The sequence below is a fragment of the Thioalkalivibrio sp. ALE10 genome, from assembly GCF_000381385.1.
Classification (GTDB): domain Bacteria; phylum Pseudomonadota; class Gammaproteobacteria; order Ectothiorhodospirales; family Ectothiorhodospiraceae; genus Thioalkalivibrio.
Map to the genome: position 1 here is coordinate 17269 of NZ_KB906456.1, position 17887 is coordinate 35155.

The 17887-nt window shown below is 67.2% G+C and carries 14 protein-coding genes; 9 read left to right on the forward strand and 5 right to left on the reverse strand.

Translation table 11 applies throughout. The annotated features are described in order from the left end of the window. Positions 1-103: 103 nt before the first annotated feature. From clpA to icd, 3 genes are all read right to left on the reverse strand, one after another. A complete protein-coding gene (gene clpA / locus F788_RS0111195) occupies positions 104-2380 on the reverse strand; it encodes an ATP-dependent Clp protease ATP-binding subunit ClpA (protein ID WP_018869393.1) in 2277 nt (758 codons plus the stop codon). 5 nt (positions 2381-2385) lie between these two features. Beyond that, entirely contained in the window at positions 2386-2712 is a 327-nt protein-coding gene (gene clpS / locus F788_RS0111200) for an ATP-dependent Clp protease adapter ClpS (protein ID WP_018869392.1), read from the reverse strand. A gap of 281 nt (positions 2713-2993) precedes the next feature. Further along, positions 2994-4256, reverse strand: coding sequence for an NADP-dependent isocitrate dehydrogenase (gene icd, locus F788_RS0111205; protein ID WP_019590215.1), 1263 nt, complete (start codon positions 4254-4256; stop codon positions 2994-2996). Between the two features lie 100 nt (positions 4257-4356). Between icd and F788_RS0111210 the strand changes: the two genes are divergently transcribed. The 7 genes from F788_RS0111210 (at position 4357) to F788_RS0111240 (ending at position 12640) form a co-directional block, all read left to right on the forward strand. After that, positions 4357-4839 (forward strand): NUDIX domain-containing protein, encoded by a 483-nt coding sequence (locus tag F788_RS0111210; protein WP_019590216.1) that lies wholly within the window; start codon positions 4357-4359, stop codon positions 4837-4839. Between the two features lie 5 nt (positions 4840-4844). Then, the gene (gene mnmA, locus F788_RS0111215) at positions 4845-5966 is read left to right on the forward strand and encodes a tRNA 2-thiouridine(34) synthase MnmA (RefSeq protein ID WP_019590217.1); all 1122 of its coding nucleotides are present in this window, start codon (positions 4845-4847) and stop codon (positions 5964-5966) included. Positions 5967-6027: 61 nt separating this feature from the next. Continuing rightward, a complete protein-coding gene (hflD, locus tag F788_RS0111220; RefSeq protein WP_018869388.1) occupies positions 6028-6657 on the forward strand; it encodes a high frequency lysogenization protein HflD in 630 nt (209 codons plus the stop codon). A 16-nt stretch (positions 6658-6673) separates the two neighbouring features. Next, a complete protein-coding gene (acnA, locus tag F788_RS0111225) occupies positions 6674-9427 on the forward strand; it encodes an aconitate hydratase AcnA (RefSeq protein WP_026331386.1) in 2754 nt (917 codons plus the stop codon). A 48-nt stretch (positions 9428-9475) separates the two neighbouring features. Then, positions 9476-9838 carry a hypothetical protein gene (locus tag F788_RS0111230; RefSeq protein WP_019590218.1) on the forward strand — a complete coding sequence of 121 codons (363 nt, stop codon included), beginning with the start codon at positions 9476-9478 and terminating at the stop codon, positions 9836-9838. After that, the gene (locus F788_RS0111235) at positions 9835-10680 is read left to right on the forward strand and encodes an HDOD domain-containing protein (RefSeq protein WP_019590219.1); all 846 of its coding nucleotides are present in this window, start codon (positions 9835-9837) and stop codon (positions 10678-10680) included. The genes F788_RS0111230 and F788_RS0111235 overlap by 4 nt, the downstream gene beginning before the upstream one ends. 7 nt (positions 10681-10687) lie before the next feature. Continuing rightward, on the forward strand, positions 10688-12640 hold the full coding sequence (locus F788_RS0111240) for a bifunctional diguanylate cyclase/phosphodiesterase (protein ID WP_019590220.1): 1953 nt from the start codon (positions 10688-10690) through the stop codon (positions 12638-12640). A 30-nt stretch (positions 12641-12670) separates the two neighbouring features. On the opposite strand, the gene F788_RS0111245 is transcribed toward F788_RS0111240, so the two are convergent. Continuing rightward, on the reverse strand, positions 12671-14062 hold the full coding sequence (locus F788_RS0111245; RefSeq protein WP_019590221.1) for a lyase family protein: 1392 nt from the start codon (positions 14060-14062) through the stop codon (positions 12671-12673). Between the two features lie 74 nt (positions 14063-14136). Between F788_RS0111245 and purB the strand changes: the two genes are divergently transcribed. Further along, positions 14137-15504, forward strand: coding sequence for an adenylosuccinate lyase (gene purB / locus F788_RS0111250; RefSeq protein WP_019590222.1), 1368 nt, complete (start codon positions 14137-14139; stop codon positions 15502-15504). A 7-nt stretch (positions 15505-15511) separates the two neighbouring features. Further along, positions 15512-16675: a cupin domain-containing protein gene (locus F788_RS0111255; protein ID WP_019590223.1), complete on the forward strand. Its 1164-nt coding sequence runs from the start codon at positions 15512-15514 to the stop codon at positions 16673-16675. Positions 16676-16724: 49 nt separating this feature from the next. Here the strand turns inward: F788_RS0111255 and dusA are convergent, their stop codons facing one another. Continuing rightward, complete coding sequence (gene dusA, locus F788_RS0111260) at positions 16725-17798, reverse strand: tRNA dihydrouridine(20/20a) synthase DusA (RefSeq protein WP_369772473.1); 1074 nt, start codon at positions 17796-17798, stop codon at positions 16725-16727. Positions 17799-17887 lie beyond the last annotated feature (89 nt).

Sequence of the window (17887 nt, forward strand, 5' to 3'; positions counted from 1 at the left end):
CGCGCCACAGTCTCTCCGGCATGCAAAAGGCCGGCGCCCCGAGGGGTGCCGGCCTTTTTCGTGAGGGACACCACAGGCTCGCAGTGTCCCGGTCGCGGTCGGGTCAGGAAGAGACGGCGGGTTCGTGGATGTCCATCTCGAGGCCGTCCTCGCCCAGGCGCACGGTCACTTCGCCACCCTGCGCCAGCTTGCCGAACAGGAGTTCGTCCGCCAGCGGCTTCTTGATGTGCTCCTGGATGGTCCGTCCCATCGGCCGCGCACCCATCTGGGCGTCGTAGCCGTGTTCGGCCAGCCAGGCGCGCGCCTCGGATTCCACCGTCAGGGTCACCTTCTTCTCGTCCAGCTGGGCCTGGAGCTGGGTGAGGAACTTGTCGACCACGTTCAGGATGGTCGCCTCGTCCAGCGGGCCGAACTGGATGGTGGCATCCAGACGGTTGCGGAATTCCGGGGTGAAGGTCCGCTTGATGGCCTCCATCGCGTCAGTGGAGTGATCCTTGCGGGTAAAGCCCACCGACGGCCGCGAAGCCGCTTCGGCACCGGCGTTGGTGGTCATCACCAGGATCACGTTGCGGAAATCCACTTCCCGCCCGTTGGCGTCGGTCAGCGTGCCGTGGTCCATCACCTGCAGCAGCACGTTGAACACGTCCGGGTGCGCCTTTTCGATCTCGTCCAGCAACAGCACCGAATGCGGATGCTTGAGGATGGCATCCGTCAGCAGGCCGCCCTCGTCGTAGCCGACATAACCCGGCGGCGCACCGATCAGCCGCGAGACCGTGTGGCGCTCCATGTATTCGGACATGTCGAAGCGGGCCAGATGGATACCCATCTGCTGGGCCAGCTGACGCGTGACCTCGGTCTTGCCGACACCGGTCGGACCGGCGAACAGGAAGGAACCGATCGGCTTGTCCTGGTCACCCAGGCCGGAACGCGACATCTTGATGGCCGTGCTCAGGGTGCCGATCGCCTCGTCCTGACCGAACACCGTCATCTTCAGGTTGCGTTCCAGGTTGCGCAGGGTCTCCTTGTCGGTGCTGGACACCGATTTCGGCGGGATGCGCGCGATCTTGGCCACGATGTTCTCGATGTCCTGCACGCCGATGGTCTTCTTGCGCTGGCTCACCGGCAGCAGCTGGCGACTGGCACCGGCCTCGTCGATCAGGTCGATCGCCTTGTCCGGCAGGAAGCGATCGGTGATGTAGCGGTCCGACAGCTCCGCCGCAGCCTGCAGCGCCGGCTTGGTAAAGCGCACGTTGTGGTGCGACTCGAAACGCGACTTGAGCCCTCGCAGGATCTGATAAGTTTCATCCACCGTGGGCTCGGGTACCTCGATCTTCTGGAAACGCCGCGCCAGTGCGCGGTCCTTTTCGAAGATCCCGCGATACTCCTGATAGGTGGTCGAACCGATGCACTTGAGCTCACCGGAGGCCAGCATCGGCTTGATCAGGTTCGAGGCATCCATTACCCCGCCGGACGCGGCACCGGCCCCGATGATGGTATGGATCTCGTCGATGAACAGGACCGCGGCGGGTTCCTTCTTGAGCTGGGCGAGCACCCCTTTCAGGCGTTTTTCGAAGTCGCCGCGATACTTGGTTCCGGCCACCAGCGCGCCCAGGTCCAGGGCATAGACCGTGGCTTCCTCGATCGCTTCCGGCACCTGGCCATCGACCACACGCCGCGCCAGCCCCTCGGCGATCGCGGTCTTGCCGACCCCGGCCTCGCCCACCAGCAGCGGGTTGTTCTTGCGCCGCCGGCAGAGGATCTGGATGGTGCGCTCGATCTCGTGGTCCCGCCCGATCAGCGGGTCGATCTCGTCATTGCGCGCCTTCTCGTTGAGGTTGGTCGCGTACAGCTGCAGCGCGTTGGTCTTTTCTTCGGTCACCGTCTCGCCCTGCTGCTCGGAGGATTCCTCCGCCTGCTCCTGGTGAATCTGGCCGAGCTCGTCCTCGCCGACCTTCGAGATACCGTGGGAAATGAAGTTGACCACGTCCAGACGCGAGATGTTCTGCTGGCCCAGCACGTACAGCGCCTGACTGTCCTGCTCGCCGAACAGCGCGACCAGCACATTGGCGCCCGAGACCTCCTTGCGTCCGCTGGACTGCACGTGGAACACCGCGCGCTGCAGAACCCGCTGGAAGCCCAGGGTGGGCTGGGTCTCGCGCGTGTCGTTCGGCGGGATCCGCGGGGTGTTTTCGTCGATGTAGGCCTCCAGTTCGTCGCGGATCCGATCAAGATCCGCACCGCAGGCCCGCAGCACGGTAGCCGCACTGGGGTTCTGGGCCAGCGCCATCAGCAGGTGCTCCACGGTCACGAACTCGTGGCGTTTCTCGCGGGCCTCCTTGAAGACCAGGTTCAGACTGAATTCGAGTTCCTTGTCGAGCATGGGGGTCAGGCCTCCTCCATCGAGCATAGCAGTGGGTGCTGATGGCTCCGGGCGTATTCATTCACCTGGGCCACCTTGGTCTCGGCGACATCTCGAGTGTAGATGCCGCACACGCCCTTGCCCCGGGTATGCACCTGCAGCATCACCCGGGTGGCCTTCTCGCGATCCATGCCGAAGAAGGTCTCCAGGACCTCCACCACGAATTCCATCGGCGTGTAGTCGTCGTTGTTCAGCACAACCTTGTACTGCCGTGGTGGTTTGAGTTCCGGCCTCGATTCGTCGACCGCAACGGAATCGTCGTGATCGGGTTGGCGGGGCTTGTCGTCACTCATTTCTCGGTCCAGCTCGCACTCGTGGCACCCTGAGGTACCGCGTGTTCATTTCTGTAGAGTCCTGACATCATCAAACGGTTCCCGGCGCTTGCCAAGTGTCCGCACGGCACGGGAGGCCTGCCCCTGCGGGAGGCCCTGCCCCTGTGGGAGGCCAGCCCCTTGGCCGATCGGCCATGCCTGGTCGCGCAGAGGGCTGCGCTCCCACAGGGGCTGGCCTCCCGCCACAGGCGGGCGGGCCTCCCGCAGGCTGCATCTCCACTGGCTGCCCGCGCCCGGGGCGTTCAGCCATCCATGTGGCGGATCATCGCCTCGCCGAAGGCGGAGCAGGCGATCGGTTCCACCCCGTCCATCAGCCGCGCAAAGTCATACGTCACCTCGCCGGCAGCGATCGCGCCCTCCATGCCGCGCACCACGAGATCCGCCGCCTCGGTCCAGCCCAGGTGGCGCAGCATCATCTCGGCCGACAGCACCAGCGAGCCCGGATTCACCTTGTCCTGGCCGGCATACTTGGGCGCGGTGCCGTGAGTGGCCTCGAACATCGCGGTGGTGTCCGAGATGTTGGCCCCGGGGGCGATACCGATCCCGCCGACCTGGGCGGCCAGGGCGTCGGAGATGTAGTCCCCGTTCAGGTTCAGGGTGGCGATCACCGAGTAATCCTCCGGGCGCAGCAGGATCTGCTGCAGGAAGGCATCGGCGATGACGTCCTTGATCACGATCTCGCGACCGGTCTTCGGGTTCCTGAACACCTGCCACGGGCCACCGTCGAGGTCCTCGGCACCGAATTCCTCGCGCGCCAGCTCGTAGCCCCAGGCCTTGAAGGACCCCTCGGTGAATTTCATGATGTTGCCCTTGTGCACCAGGGTCACCGACGGGCGGTCATTGTCGATCGCGTACTGGATGGCCTTGCGCACCAGCCGCTTCGTGCCCTCGCTGGAAACCGGCTTCACGCCGATCCCCGCGGTATCCGGGAAGCGGATCTCGCGCACGCCCATCTCGTCCTGCAGGAAGTCGATGAGCTTTTTCGCCTCGGGCGTGCCGGATTCGAACTCGATGCCGGCATAGATATCCTCCGAGTTCTCGCGGAAGATCACCATGTCGGTCTTTTCCGGTTCTTTCAGCGGGCTGGGCGTACCCTTGTAGTAGCGCACCGGACGCAGACAGACATACAGATCCAGCTTCTGCCGCAGCGCCACGTTCAGCGAACGGAAGCCGCCGCCCACCGGAGTTGTCAGCGGGCCCTTGATCGAAACCTTGTATTCGCGCACCGCATCCAGCGTCTCATCGGGCAGACCGGAGTCATCGTCGTAGACCTGCGTGGCCTTCTCGCCGGCATAGATTTCCATCCACTCGATCGCCTTCCGGCCGCCATAGGCCTTCTCCACCGCCGCATCCGTCACCCGGCGCATCACCGGGGTGATGTCCACGCCGATGCCGTCCCCCTCGATATAGGGGATCACCGGGTGGTCGGGCACCACCAGGCCGCCGTCCTTGCCCACCTCGATGGGTTGGCCTTTCTCCGGGATGCGAATGTGCTGGTACGCCATGAAGACTCCTTTTGCAGCGCCGTGTCATTGGGATTTGGATGTCGGCGATTATACATGGCCTCCGTGGCCTTCGCCGCCGGGCGGCGGGTATCATTGCGTCATGAATGAACGCCTGCGCTGCCATATCACCGTCGCCGCGGTCATCGAGGATCGAGGCCGCTTCCTGTTTGTCGAGGAAGAGGATGCGGGCCTGCGCGTTCTCAATCAGCCCGCGGGCCATCTCGACCCGGACGAGGACCTGATCGCCGCGGTGCGGCGCGAGGTCCGCGAAGAGACGGCCCTCGAATTCACCCCGCAGCACTCGCTGGGCTGCGACCTGCTGCGTCTGGCCGACGGCGCGGTCATCCTGCGCGTGGCCTTCACCGGCACGGTGTCGACACCGGCGCAGCCGATCCGCCGCGACCCCGCAATCCTCGCCACCCACTGGCTGGAAGCCGCCACCGCGCTGAACGATCACCCCCTGCGCAGCCCGCTGGTGGCCCGCAGCCTGCGACGCTGGGAATCGGGTCTGCGCCTGCCGCTGGAATCCGCCGGCGAACTCGTCGACAACGCGCGGCCCGCCCCCGCACGCCCCGAGGAATGAGCCGCATGGCCACCAGTGAACGCATCATCGTCGGGCTCTCCGGCGGCGTGGACTCGGCCGTCGCCGCCCTGCGCCTGGTGGAAGCCGGCCACCGCGTGGAGGGCCTGTTCATGAAGAACTGGGAAGACGACGATACCGACGGCCAGTGCGCGGCCGAGGACGACTACGCGATGGCCCGCGAGGTCGCGGCCACGCTGGAGATCCCGTTGCACAAGGCGAACTTCGCGGAGGATTACCGCCAGCGGGTCTTCAACCACTTTCTGCACGAGTACCGCGCCGGCCGCACCCCCAACCCGGACATCCTCTGCAACCGCGAGATCAAGTTCCGCGCCTTTCTCGAGCAGGCGCAGGCACTGGGCGCCGACGCCATCGCCACCGGACACTACGCCCGCGCCTGGCACGGCCCCGACCACAGCGAACTGCGACTCGCCGCGGACGCCAACAAGGACCAGACCTATTTCCTGCACGCCCTGGATCAGGCGCAGCTGCGTCCGGCCCGCTTCCCGCTGGGCGACCTGCCCAAGGAGCGGGTGCGCGAGATGGCACGCGAGCGTGGCCTGCCCAACCACGCGCGCAAGGACTCCACCGGCATCTGCTTCATCGGCGAGCGCCCGTTCCGCGAGTTCCTCGCCCGTTATCTCGAAGGCAGCGAGGGCGACATCTGCACACCGGACGGTCGGGCAATCGCGCGGCATCATGGACTGATGTTCTACACCCTGGGCCAGCGCCAGGGGCTGGGCATCGGCGGGGTCGAGGGTGCCGCCGATGCCCCGTGGTACGTGGTCGACAAGGACCTCGCGGGCAACCGCCTGATCGTGGCGCAGGATTCGGCCCATCCGCTGCTGATGAGCCCGGAACTGACGACCGAACCCGTGCACTGGATCCATCGGGTGCCCGCCGAAGGCGAGCGCCTGCAGGCACGCCTGCGTCACCGCCAGCCACTGCAGGACTGTCGCATCGACCTGGCGGCGGACGGACGCGCCCGGGTAGTCTTCAATCAACCCCAGCGTGCGGCGACACCCGGTCAGTCCGTGGTGTTCTACCACGACGGCACCTGTCTCGGCGGGGGGGTGATCGCCACGCGCCGCACCCTGCCCTCGGACACCCCGGTGGCCGCCGGGGCATGAGTCCGGCGGCCGGTTTCCGGTATAGTGCGAGCCCTGATACCCAGACCCGGACGGACACGGCTTGGAGCGCAGCGACCACAACCGCACCCTAGCACTGGCGGCCATCTTTCAGGCCGCGAGCCTGGTCAAGGACCTGGCCTGGCGAGGCTCCTGCGACGAATACGAGCTGGAGGTCCTGATCGGAAGCCTGTTCGCCTTCGACTCGACCACGCCCGAGGAGATCTATCGCGGCGAAGTCAGCCTGCGTACCGGGCTGGAACGCGTACGGACCCAGCTGGAAAGCGGCGGCAAGCCGCCGGACATGGAGATCACCCGCTATGCGGTGGGGCTGATCTTTCTCGAGCGCAAGCTGCAGAAGCGCGGCGACATGATGCAGCAGCTGGCCGACGGCCTGCAGGGCGCCCAGCGTCAGGTGGACTACTTCACCCTGACTCACGAGAGCGTAATCTCGCGGCTGGGCGAGATCTACAAGGAGACCATCTCCGAGCTCGGCCCCCGCATCATCGTCCAGGGCGAACAGAACAATCTATCCAATCCGGATACCGCGGCCCGTATTCGCGCGCTGCTCCTGGCCGGCATCCGCGGCGCCGTACTCTGGCGCCAGGCCGGCGGCTCGCGCTGGAAGCTCCTGTTCGGGCGCAAGCGCCTGATGAACGAGGCCGACCGCATTCTTCAACGTCTCAACACCTGAATCGGATGGACGCATCATGAGCGACGCTATGCCCCGGAACACCCGCACCCTGTCCGCCGGCGGACACGAGTGCCAGTACGTCCCGATCGCCGACGACCCGCGCGCGCAGACCCTGCCCTTCGCGCTCAAGGTGCTGCTGGAAAACCTGATGCGCCACGAAGACGGGCGCACGATCACCCGCGACGACATCGAGGGGCTGCTCGACTGGGACCCGGCCGCGGAACCCGCGCGCGAAATCGCGTTCCGCCCGGCACGCGTGCTGCTGCAGGATTTCACCGGGGTCCCGGCGGTGGTCGACCTGGCCGCAATGCGCGATGCGATGGAAGACCTCGGCGGCGATCCGGCGAAGATCGCGCCGCTGCAGCCGGCGGAACTGGTGATCGACCACTCGGTGCAGGTCGACGCCTACGGCAATCCGGATGCAATGAACCTGAACGCCGAGCTGGAGTATTCGCGCAACCGCGAACGCTACAGCTTCCTCAAGTGGGGCCAGCAGGCGTTCGAGACCTTCAAGGTCGTGCCCCCGGATACCGGCATCGTGCACCAGGTCAACCTGGAGTACCTGGCGCGCACCGTGTTCCTCGAGGACCGCGCCGACGGCAGCTGCATGGCCTATCCCGACACCCTCGTCGGCACCGACTCGCACACCACCATGATCAACGGCCTGGGCGTGCTGGGCTGGGGCGTGGGCGGGATCGAGGCCGAGGCCGCCATGCTCGGCCAGCCGATCTCCATGCTGATCCCGCAGGTGGTCGGCTTCCGCCTGACCGGCAAGCTGGCCGAGGGCGCGACCGCCACCGACCTGGTGCTGGTGATCGTCGAGCAGCTGCGCAAGCACGGGGTGGTCGGCAAGTTCGTCGAGTTCTTCGGCGACGGCCTGGCCGATCTGCCGCTGGCCGACCGCGCAACCATCGCGAACATGGCTCCGGAATACGGCGCGACCTGCGGGATCTTCCCGATCGACGACGAAACCCTGGAGTACCTGCGCCTGACCGGCCGCGAAGAAGGCCACGTCCGGTTCATCGAGTCCTATGCCCGCGAACAGGGCCTGTGGCGCGACGACAGCGCCCCGGTGGCGCGCTACAGCGACCTGCTGGAACTCGACCTTTCCTCGGTGGAACCCAGTCTGGCGGGCCCCAAACGGCCCCAGGACCGCATCCCGCTGGGCCGTGCCGGAGCCATGATCAGCCAGCACCTGGATACCCTGCTGAAGGAACGCGCCTCGGGGGCCGACGAACCGGCCGAAGCCGAGCGCTTTGCGGCCGAGGGCGGTCACACCGCGGTGGGCGTGGAACATCAGGCGGAGGAACCGCACCACACCGCCATCGAGATGAACGGCGAGACCTTCACCCTGGACCACGGCGACGTGGTGATCGCGGCGATCACCTCCTGCACCAACACCTCCAATCCGTCGGTGATGCTGGGTGCGGGCCTGGTCGCGCGCAAGGCGCGCGAGCGGGGTCTGAAGGTCAAGCCGTGGGTCAAGACCTCGCTCGCCCCCGGGTCGCGCGTGGTCACCGATTATCTGCAGAACGCCGGCCTGCTGGAGGACCTGGAAGAACTGGGCTTCCACGTAGTGGGCTACGGCTGCACCACCTGCATCGGCAATTCCGGCCCGTTGCCCGAGGCGATCAGCGAGGCCATCATCAAGGATGACCTGGTGGTCTCCTCGGTGCTCTCGGGCAACCGGAATTTCGAAGGCCGCATCCATTCCGAGGTGCAGATGAACTTCCTCGCTTCGCCCCCGCTGGTGGTCGCCTATGCCCTGGCGGGCCGCACCAACCTGGATCTCTACAACGATCCGCTGGGCGAAGATGACGCCGGCAATCCGGTCTATCTCAAGGACATCTGGCCCGGTTCGCAGGAAATCCGTGAACAGGTGGATCGTCACGTCGGCGCCGGCAGCTTTACCAGTGCCTATGGCGACCTCTATACCGGCGAGGACCGCTGGCGCAACCTCGAGGCCCCCGCGGGCGACCGTTTCGAGTGGCAGGAAGACTCCACCTACGTGCGCAAGCCACCCTATTTCGACGGCATGGGCATGACGCCGGCCGAGACCCCGGATATCGAAGGCGCACGGGTTCTGGCCCTGCTGGGGGATTCCGTGACCACCGACCATATTTCGCCGGCGGGCTCCATCGCGCCCGACAGCCCGGCCGCCCGCTACCTCGAAGAGCAGGGCGTCAAGCCCGCCGACTTCAACTCCTACGGCTCGCGGCGCGGCAACCACGAGGTGATGATGCGCGGCACCTTCGCCAACGTGCGCCTGCGCAACCTGCTGGCGCCCGGCACTCAGGGCGGCGTCACCCGGCACCTGCCGGATGGCGAACCGATGTCGATCTACGACGCGTCCATGCGTTATCAGGCCGAGGGCACCCCGCTGGTGGTGATCGCCGGCAAGGAATACGGCACCGGTTCCTCGCGCGACTGGGCGGCCAAGGGCACCCTGCTGCTGGGCGTGCGGGCGGTGATCGTGGAGAGCTTCGAACGCATCCACCGCTCCAACCTGGTCGGCATGGGCGTGCTGCCTCTGCAGTTCCACGACGGCGAAAACGCCGAATCGCTGGGCCTGACCGGCGAGGAGACCTATACCATCAGCGGCATCCGGGGTGGCGAGGCGAAGGAAGCGACGGTGACCGCCACCGCCGATGACGGCGCACGCAAGGAATTCCGCGTGCGCGTGCGGCTGGACACCCCGCAGGAGATCGACTACTACCGTCACGGTGGAATATTGCCGTACGTCCTGCGTCAACTGGCGGGCAAAGGCTGAACCGCCATCATGTCGCAAACCGTCCCCACTGCGGAACTGCGTGCCGGAATGACGCTGGCCGCCCCGGTGCACGACCGTTCCGGTCGCCTGCTGATCCCCGCGGGCATGACCCTGCAGGACAAGCATCTGCGGGTCCTGCAGGCCTGGGGCGTCAGCGAGGTGCGGATCCAGGACGGGGACCCGCCCGCGACCGAACCCGTCCCGGATGCGGCCGAGGGTACGCAGCCGACCGCCGACGAAGAGGATCCGGATGCCGCGGAGGCGCGCCTTGGCGCCACCGCGGACGAAGCGCTGGCGGAACGCTTCCAGCACTGCGACATCGAGCGCTTTCCGATGGACGGGATCTACCGCATCGCGCGACGGGCGATGATCGATGAACTGCGGCAGTCCACGGGCGGGGGGTCACAATGACGCCGCGGCTGGAAGATTTCCTGCAGGCGGACGATGCGCTGTGCGGCTTCTCCGGTGCGTTCAACGCGATCGTGGAACGCATCAACGATCCGACCTCGAGCGTCGCCGACATCACCGAGGCGATCGAACTGGACCCCACGGTCGCGGCCAAGACCCTGCGCCTGGCCAATTCGTCGTTGTACGGGTTCCCGCAGGAGATCGAGACCCTGCATCGGGCAGTGGCCATCATCGGCCTGCAGCAGATCCGGCAGATCGTACTGTCCACCGTGGTGATCGAACATTTCCGCGGCCTGCCGGTGATCGGCGTGGACATGAGTTCGTTCTGGCGACACAGTCTGGCGACTGCGATCATCGCCCGCGGGATCGCCCGTTTCCGACGCGAGGCCAATGTGGACCGGCTGTACCTGTTCGGGCTGCTGCACGACATCGGCCGCCTGGTCCTGTTCCTGCGCCTCGGCCGCGATACCGAGGAGCTGATCAACCTGCGCGAACGCGACGGTGAGCTGTTGTTCGTCACGGAACAGCGTTTTCTCGGATTCGACCATGCGACCATCGGCAGCGGCCTGCTGGAGCAATGGGGCATGACGCCCGCCCACGTGGAAGCCACCCGCTATCACCACGACCCGCTGGCCGCCCCCTCCTTCCCGGTCGAGGCCGGGATCGTGCATGTCGCCGATGCAATCGCCAACGCCCTGCGCCTGGGTTCCTCCGGGGAGCGCATGGTGCCGCCGATCCACGCCGAAGCCTTCGAACGGATCGGACTGGAGATGGCTGCCTGTGAAGAAATCGCCGATACGGCACGCGAACAGCTCGAGCAGCTGGCCCGAATCCTCCTGGACTGACCCCGCCATGAGCCCTTCGTACCGGACGCCGGAAGACTTCGAGCAGCTGCAGGAGCGGATCCGCTACCTGGAGCAGAGTCTCGAGGACAATGCCTACGTGATGGACGTACTGTCCTCGACCACGGCGATCTTCGGTGACACCGAGGGCAACCGCTGCCCCGACGTCATCGTGCGCAACACCCTGGAGGCCGTGCGCCGCCTGCTGGCCCTGCCGGAGTCGGCCATCTATCTGCTCGACGGCGACGCCTCGTTCAATCTGGCCGAGCACGACGCGGAAGACGACACCCCCGGTGACCTGCCCGACCGGGTGGAACAGCTGATCCGGCAGGGCACCTTCTCCTGGGCCCTGCATGAAAACCACCCGGTATTCCTGCCCGCCGGCGAAGATGGCGGGATGGTGCTGCTGCATGTCATTTCCACCCGTACCCGGGTGCGCGGGATGTTCGCCGCCCGGCCGGGCCGGGACGAAGCCCCGCGCCACGAGCTGGTCATGTCCGCCCTGACCCTGGTGCTGTTCAACGCGGCCTACGCGCTCGAATCGGCGGACCTCTATCACCTGATGGAACGGCGCCAGCAGGCCCTGCAACGCATCACCGAACGGCAATCGCGCGAGCTCCTGCATCACATGTCGCACGACTCGCTGACCAACCTGCCCAACCGCATGCTGTTCAGTGACCGTCTCGCCCGGGCCATGGAACGTCACGCCAACGGCTCCAGCCATGTCGCGCTGATCCTGCTCGACCTGGACAATTTCAAGCGGCTGAATGATGCGATGGGTCATCGCGCGGGGGACGAACTGATCCGCAAGGTAGCCACCGATCTTTCCGCCCTGCTTGAAAGTCCCCGCGGATCGACGGGTGGCCAGGGCGCCAGCCCGACGCTCTCGCGGCTGGGTGGCGACGAATTCGGCATCCTGGTGGAGGGGATCCAGGGGCTGGAGGGTGTCGTCCGACTGGTGACCGAAATCGTGCGGACCACGGCGGTGGAACGGACGGTGGCCGACCATCCGGTGCTGACCTCATGCTCGGCCGGGATCGCGGTGTTCCCCTACGACGGCGACGAACCCGACACCCTGCTCAGCAACGCCGACGCCGCGATGTACGATGCCAAGGAACGCGGCCGCAACGGCTTCCGCTTCTACACCCAGGACCTCAATTCGCGAACCTTCCGGCACTTCCGCCTGGAAACCGACCTTGGCGGCGCCATCGAGGATGACCAGCTGCGGCTGCACTATCAGCCCAAGATCGAGCTGGCGACCGGCCGTGTCGTGGGTGCCGAGGCCCTGATCCGCTGGGACCACCCGCGTCTGGGGATGCTGCCCCCCGGTCAGTTCATGGAAATCGCGGAAGACATGACCCTGATCGAACAGATCGGAGAATGGGTTCTGCAACAGGCCTGCCGCGATCTCGCCTCCCTGCCCGGAACCGCGCAGGCGCTTCCGCATATCGCCATCAACGTCTCGGCGCGCCAGCTGCGCCAGCCCAATCTTGCGGAGGAATTCTTCGCGATCACCGAGGAGCACGGGATCCCCGCCGACCGCATCGAACTGGAGCTCACCGAGAGCGTGATCATGGATGATGCCGACACCGCCGCGCGGGTGTTCCAGCGCCTGCGCGAAGTCGGCATGTCACTGGCCGTGGACGATTTCGGTACCGGACATGCATCGCTGACCCAGCTCAAGCAGCTTCCGGCCGACACCCTCAAGATCGACCGGTCCTTCGTGATGGACCTGGAGAAGAGCCACGAGGACGCCAAGATCGTGCGCGCAATCGTGGTCATGGCGCGCAGCCTGGACATGCAGCTGGTTGCCGAAGGGGTGGAAACCGACGAGCAGGCCCGCCTGCTGCGGGACTTCGGCTGCGATTACGCCCAGGGGTTTCGCTATTCCCGGCCGGTCCCCTTCGACGAATTGCGGGAGATGATCGTCAACGACGTGCGCATGCTGCCCGAGACCGAATGACGCGACGCCGAACGGTGCCGACCGGACGCCTCAGGCGCCGTCGTCCGCACCCCCGGTCAGACGCAGCGGGTCCAGCAAACCGCGCAGGCGGTCGTGGTCCATGCCGGTGTGCTCCGCCGCCACTTCGATGATCGGCCGGCCCGAGGCGTAGGCCTCCTTGGCGATGCGGGCCCCCGCCTCGTAACCGATCTCGGCGTTGAGCGCGGTGACCAGGATCGGGTTGCGGTCCAGGGCCGCGCGCATCACCTCCTCGTTGACGCTGAAACCCGCCACCGCGCGCTCGCCCAGATGGTCGGCGGCGCGCGCCAGCAGCCCCGTCATCTGCAACAGGTTGTCGGCGATCAGCGGCAGGCCCACGTTGAGCTGGAAATTGCCGGCGGCCCCGGCGGCGGTGACCGCCGCATCCAGCCCGATGACCTGGCGCGCCGCCATCAGCACCGCTTCGGGAATGACCGGATTCACCTTGCCGGGCATGATCGAACTGCCCGGCTGCAGCGCCGGCAGGGCGATCTCGCCGAGTCCCGCGAGCGGGCCCGAATTCATCCAGCGCAGGTCCTCGGCGATCTTGATCAGCGCAGTGGCCACGGTCCGCAGCTGCCCCGAATACTCCACTGCGGTGTCCTGGCTGGCCAGTGCGGCGAAGCCGTTCGGCTCGCGCCGGAATGCCAGCCCGGTGCGTTCGGACAGGCGCTCCGCCACCCGCTCGCCGAACCCTTCCGGGGCATTGACCCCGGTACCCACCGCGGTCGCGCCGATCGCCAGCCGCCCCAGCCGGCCGCGGGTCGCCTCGAGGCGCTCCACCGCCTGCTCCAGCTGAGTACGCCAGCCGGACATCTCCTGATCCAGGCGTACCGGCATGGCATCCATCAGATGAGTACGACCGGTCTTGACCAGGGTCTTTGCCCCCGCCTCGCGCCGTGCGATGGTCGCGATCAGGCGCCGCATCGCCGGCAGAAGCTCGTGTTCCAGCTGGTTGAGCGCGGCCACGTGCAGCGCCGTGGGGATCACATCGTTCGAGCTCTGCGAGCGGTTCACGTGATCATTGGGATGAACCGCCCCGGCGGCGCCGGTCGAGGCCAGATGCGCCAGCACCTCGTTCATGTTCATGTTGCTGCTGGTGCCCGAGCCCGTCTGGTACACGTCCACCGGGAAGGCATCGGCATGCTCGCCCAGCGCCACCGCCTCGGCCGCCTGCACGATGGCCTGCGCGGTCTCTCCGTCCAGCTGGCCCAGACCGTGATTGGCCTCGGCACAGGCCGCCTTGACCTGCGCCAGGGCACGGATGAAGGCCGCCGGCAGCGGGCGCCCGGCGATGGCGAAGTTGTCGATGGCACGCTGGGTCTGCGCGCCCCACAGGGCATGTTCGGGCACCTCCACGGTGCCGAGGCTGTCGTGTTCCTGGCGATGGCCTGATCGGGTCATTCCTGGCTCCGGCGGTCGACTTGATCGTTGTATTATACTGCGCCGCACAAGCAAGCCCCATCACAAGGCCGACCATGTCCCTGAACGCCCTCACCGCCATCGCCCCGGTCGATGGCCGTTATGCCCGTCACACCCGCGACCTTGCTCCCTGGTTCAGCGAGCAGGGCCTGATGCAGGCCCGCGTGCGCGTCGAGATCGCCTGGCTCAAGGCGCTGGCCGCCGAGCCCGCGATCGCCGAGGTCCCGGCCATGTCCGCCGAAGGCACCGCCGCACTGGAGCGCATCGCATCCGAATTCGACAACGCCGCCGGCGAACGCGTGAAGGCCATCGAGGGGACCACCAATCATGACGTCAAGGCGATCGAGTACTACATCAAGGAGCAGATGCAGGACCATCCCGAACTCGCCGCGCGCATGGAGTTCGTGCATTTCGCCTGCACCTCCGAGGACATCAACAACCTCGCCTACGGCGTGATGGTGCGCGAGGCCCGCAACGAGGTGATGCTGCCGGCGCTGGACGGCATCGTCGACCGCCTGCGCCAGCTGAGCGGGGAATTCGCCGAACATCCGATGCTGTCGCGCACCCACGGTCAGCCCGCCTCGCCCAGCACCATGGGCAAGGAGATCGCCAACGTCGTGCATCGCCTGCAGGCCCAGCGCGAGCAGCTGGCCGGCGTGGTCTGCCGCGGCAAGATCAACGGCGCGGTGGGCAACTTTAATGCCCACGTGGTGGCCTACCCCGAGGTGGACTGGCCGGCACTGGCGCGGCGCGTGGTCAGTGACCTGGGCCTCGAGCCCAGTTCGCACACCACCCAGATCGAGCCGCACGACTACCTCGCCGAGATGTTCCATGCCTTCTTGCGCGCCAACACCATCCTGCTGGATGCCTCGCGCGACATCTGGGGCTACATCTCGCTGGGCTATTTCAAGCAGAAGGTCGTGGCCGGCGAAGTCGGCTCCTCGACCATGCCGCACAAGGTCAACCCGATCGACTTCGAGAACGCCGAGGGCAACCTCGGCCTGGCCAACGCAGTGTTCGATCACCTCGCCGGCAAACTGCCGGTCTCGCGCTTCCAGCGCGACCTCACCGACTCCACCGTGCTGCGCAACATCGGCATGGGTTTCGCGTGGTCGCTGATCGCGTGGAAGGCGTTCGCCCGCGGGCTGGGCAAGCTGGAGATCGAAACCGCACGCCTGGACGAGGACCTGGATGCCAACTGGGAAGTCCTCGGCGAGGCGGTGCAGACGGTGATGCGCCGCTACGGCATCGATTCGCCCTACGAAAAGCTCAAGGACTTCACCCGCGGCCGCCGGATCACCCCCGAGGCCCTGCACGAGTTCATCGACGAGCAGGACATCCCCGAAGAGGCCCGCGCGCGCCTGCACGAGCTGACCCCCGGGCGTTACACCGGTCTGGCGGACCGCCTGGCCCGCGACGTCTGAGTCGACCGTGGCAGCGCCCGACCCGGATACCCCGCTGACCCTGCTGGGCGGACTCACGCCGGCCGCGTTCCTGCGGGATTACTGGCAGCAGAAACCCCTGCTCATCCGCGGCGCGATCCCCGGGTTCGAGAACCCCATTGAAGCCGACGACCTCGCCGGCCTGGCCACCGATCCCGAGGCCGGCAGCCGGCTGGTCCTCGGCCATCGCGAGCGCAACGACTGGGACGTGGAATACGGGCCGTTCGATCCGGACCGCCTGACCCGGCTGCCGGAACGCGACTGGACCCTGCTGGTCAGCGACGTCGAGCGCTTCTGGCCGGGTGGCCCGGAGTTTCTCGCGCAGTTCGATTTCATCCCGCGCTGGCGGCGCGACGACCTGATGATCTCGTACGCCCCGCCCGGCGGCTCGGTGGGCCCGCACGTGGATCAGTACGACGTCTTCCTGTTCCAGGCCGCTGGCCGGCGGCGCTGGCAGATCCAGGACCCGCCCGGGAGCCCGGAATGCTTCGAGGATCTGCCGCTGGCGATCCTGCGCGAATTCCGGCCCACCGACTCCTGGGAGCTGGAGCCCGGAGACATGCTCTACCTGCCGCCGGGCGTCCCGCATTACGGTGAATCCCTGGACCGCGAGTGCATGACCTGGTCCGTCGGCTTCCGTGCCCCGGCCATCCTCGACGTGCTGACCGGGTTCCTGGAAGAACGCGCGAACGTGATCGGGGATCAGGCCCGCTTCGAGGATCCGGGGCGCCCCGCCGACCAGTGGCCGGGGGAGCTGCCGGCCGGCGACCGGCGCGAATTGCGCGACGCGCTGCGGGCCCTGCTGGCGGCGGACGATGCCGACCTGGACGCGTATCTCGGCCGCTTCCTGACCCGTCCCACGTCAGGCACCGGTCTGACCCCCCCGGACGACACCGAGGCCCCCGCTCCGCAGCCCGGTGCGCGTTACCGCGTCCATCCGGGCATCCGCCGGGCGTGGTACCGTGGCCCGGACGGCCCGGTACTGTGCATCGCCGGACACGACCACCCCGCGTCGGCACTGGAACCGGATCAGCTGGAGACCTTCTGCACGGTGGAGACGCTCGCCGCGGCGGACTGGGAGGCCGGCTTTCCGTCGATCCATCAGGTGCTGGAGGATGGCCTGCGCGAGGGGTGGCTGGAGCCCGACGACTGAGGGAAACACTGAGCGGCGGTACCGCCCGGGGCCAGCCCTGCAGCGGCCTTCAGCCGGCCGGGGCCACCGCCTCGCCCTGCGCCGCCGGACAGGCGGCCGCCGCCCGTTCGATCAGTTCGGGGCCGGCATCCGGTCGATGGGCCCCCTCGGTCAGGATCCGCCGCCACTGCCGGGCCCCGGGTTCGCCGTGGAACAGCCCCAGTACGTGGCGGGTCAGCCGCGCCAGCGGCACGCCCTCGCGCCGCATCCCTTCGGCCATGTCCTGCAGCTCGCGGACCACCTCGGCACGCTCGGGCCGCCAGGCCTCACCGAAATACAGCCGGTCGACCTCCGCCAGACTCCAGGGATGATGATAGGCATGGCGGCCGAACATGACCCCGTCCAGGGTGGTCAGATGTTCGCGCGCGGCGGCCACGTCATCCAGCCCCCCGTTCAGCACGATCACACACCCCGGGAATTCGGCCTTCAGCCGGTGTACCCGCGCGTAGTCCAGCGGCGGGACGTCGCGGTTGTCCTTCGGACTCAGCCCCTGCAGCCACGCCTTGCGTGCATGCACGATGAAATGCCGGCAACCGGCATCCGCCACGGTACGTACGAAGGCATGCAGATCCGCATCCGAATCCTGCTCGTCGATACCGATGCGATGCTTGACCGTCACCGGGATGTCGACCGCCGCCTGCATGGCCTCCACCGCGCGCGCGACCCGGTCGGGTGTCGCCATCAGGCTGGCGCCGAAATCGCCCGACTGTACCCGGTCCGACGGACAGCCCACGTTGAGATTGATCTCGTCATAGCCGAAGTCCTCGCCAATGCGCGCGGCCTCCGCCAGCGTGTCGGGCTCGGATCCCCCCAGCTGCAGCGCCAGCGGATGCTCGACCTCCGCGTAGCCGAGGAGATGGGTGCGATCGCCCCGCACCACCGCGTTGGCATGCAGCATCTCGGTGTACAGCAGCGCATGCCGCGTCAGAAGCCGGTGGAAGCGTCGGCACCAGCGGTCCGTCCAGTCCATCATCGGCGCGACGGAAAAGCGCTCCGGCCCGCCCGCGAGCGAGGACGTGCAGGCCGTCGGCGAGCCGGATTGCGGCGCGCACACGATGGGGTTGGCAGAAGGCGGATCGGACATTCCGGGCTGAACCATAAATGGGCCGCCCATGGTGTCCCGGCGCGCCCCCGACGTCCAGCAACGCCCGACTCTGCCTGTGCCAATGCGAC

Excerpts from the sequence above, each read along its gene's own strand:
- purB (WP_019590222.1), top strand. The coding sequence starts at position 14,137 with ATGTCCCTGAACGCCCTCACCGCCATCGCCCCGGTCGATGGCCGTTAT.
- clpA (WP_018869393.1), bottom strand. The coding sequence starts at position 2,380 with ATGCTCGACAAGGAACTCGAATTCAGTCTGAACCTGGTCTTCAAGGAG.
- icd (WP_019590215.1), bottom strand. The coding sequence starts at position 4,256 with ATGGCGTACCAGCACATTCGCATCCCGGAGAAAGGCCAACCCATCGAG.
- acnA (WP_026331386.1), top strand. The coding sequence starts at position 6,674 with ATGAGCGACGCTATGCCCCGGAACACCCGCACCCTGTCCGCCGGCGGA.
- F788_RS0111235 (WP_019590219.1), top strand. The coding sequence starts at position 9,835 with ATGACGCCGCGGCTGGAAGATTTCCTGCAGGCGGACGATGCGCTGTGC.
- clpS (WP_018869392.1), bottom strand. The coding sequence starts at position 2,712 with ATGAGTGACGACAAGCCCCGCCAACCCGATCACGACGATTCCGTTGCG.
- mnmA (WP_019590217.1), top strand. The coding sequence starts at position 4,845 with ATGGCCACCAGTGAACGCATCATCGTCGGGCTCTCCGGCGGCGTGGAC.
- F788_RS0111240 (WP_019590220.1), top strand. The coding sequence starts at position 10,688 with ATGAGCCCTTCGTACCGGACGCCGGAAGACTTCGAGCAGCTGCAGGAG.
- F788_RS0111230 (WP_019590218.1), top strand. The coding sequence starts at position 9,476 with ATGACGCTGGCCGCCCCGGTGCACGACCGTTCCGGTCGCCTGCTGATC.
- dusA (WP_369772473.1), bottom strand. The coding sequence starts at position 17,798 with ATGTCCGATCCGCCTTCTGCCAACCCCATCGTGTGCGCGCCGCAATCC.
- F788_RS0111245 (WP_019590221.1), bottom strand. The coding sequence starts at position 14,062 with ATGACCCGATCAGGCCATCGCCAGGAACACGACAGCCTCGGCACCGTG.
- F788_RS0111210 (WP_019590216.1), top strand. The coding sequence starts at position 4,357 with ATGAATGAACGCCTGCGCTGCCATATCACCGTCGCCGCGGTCATCGAG.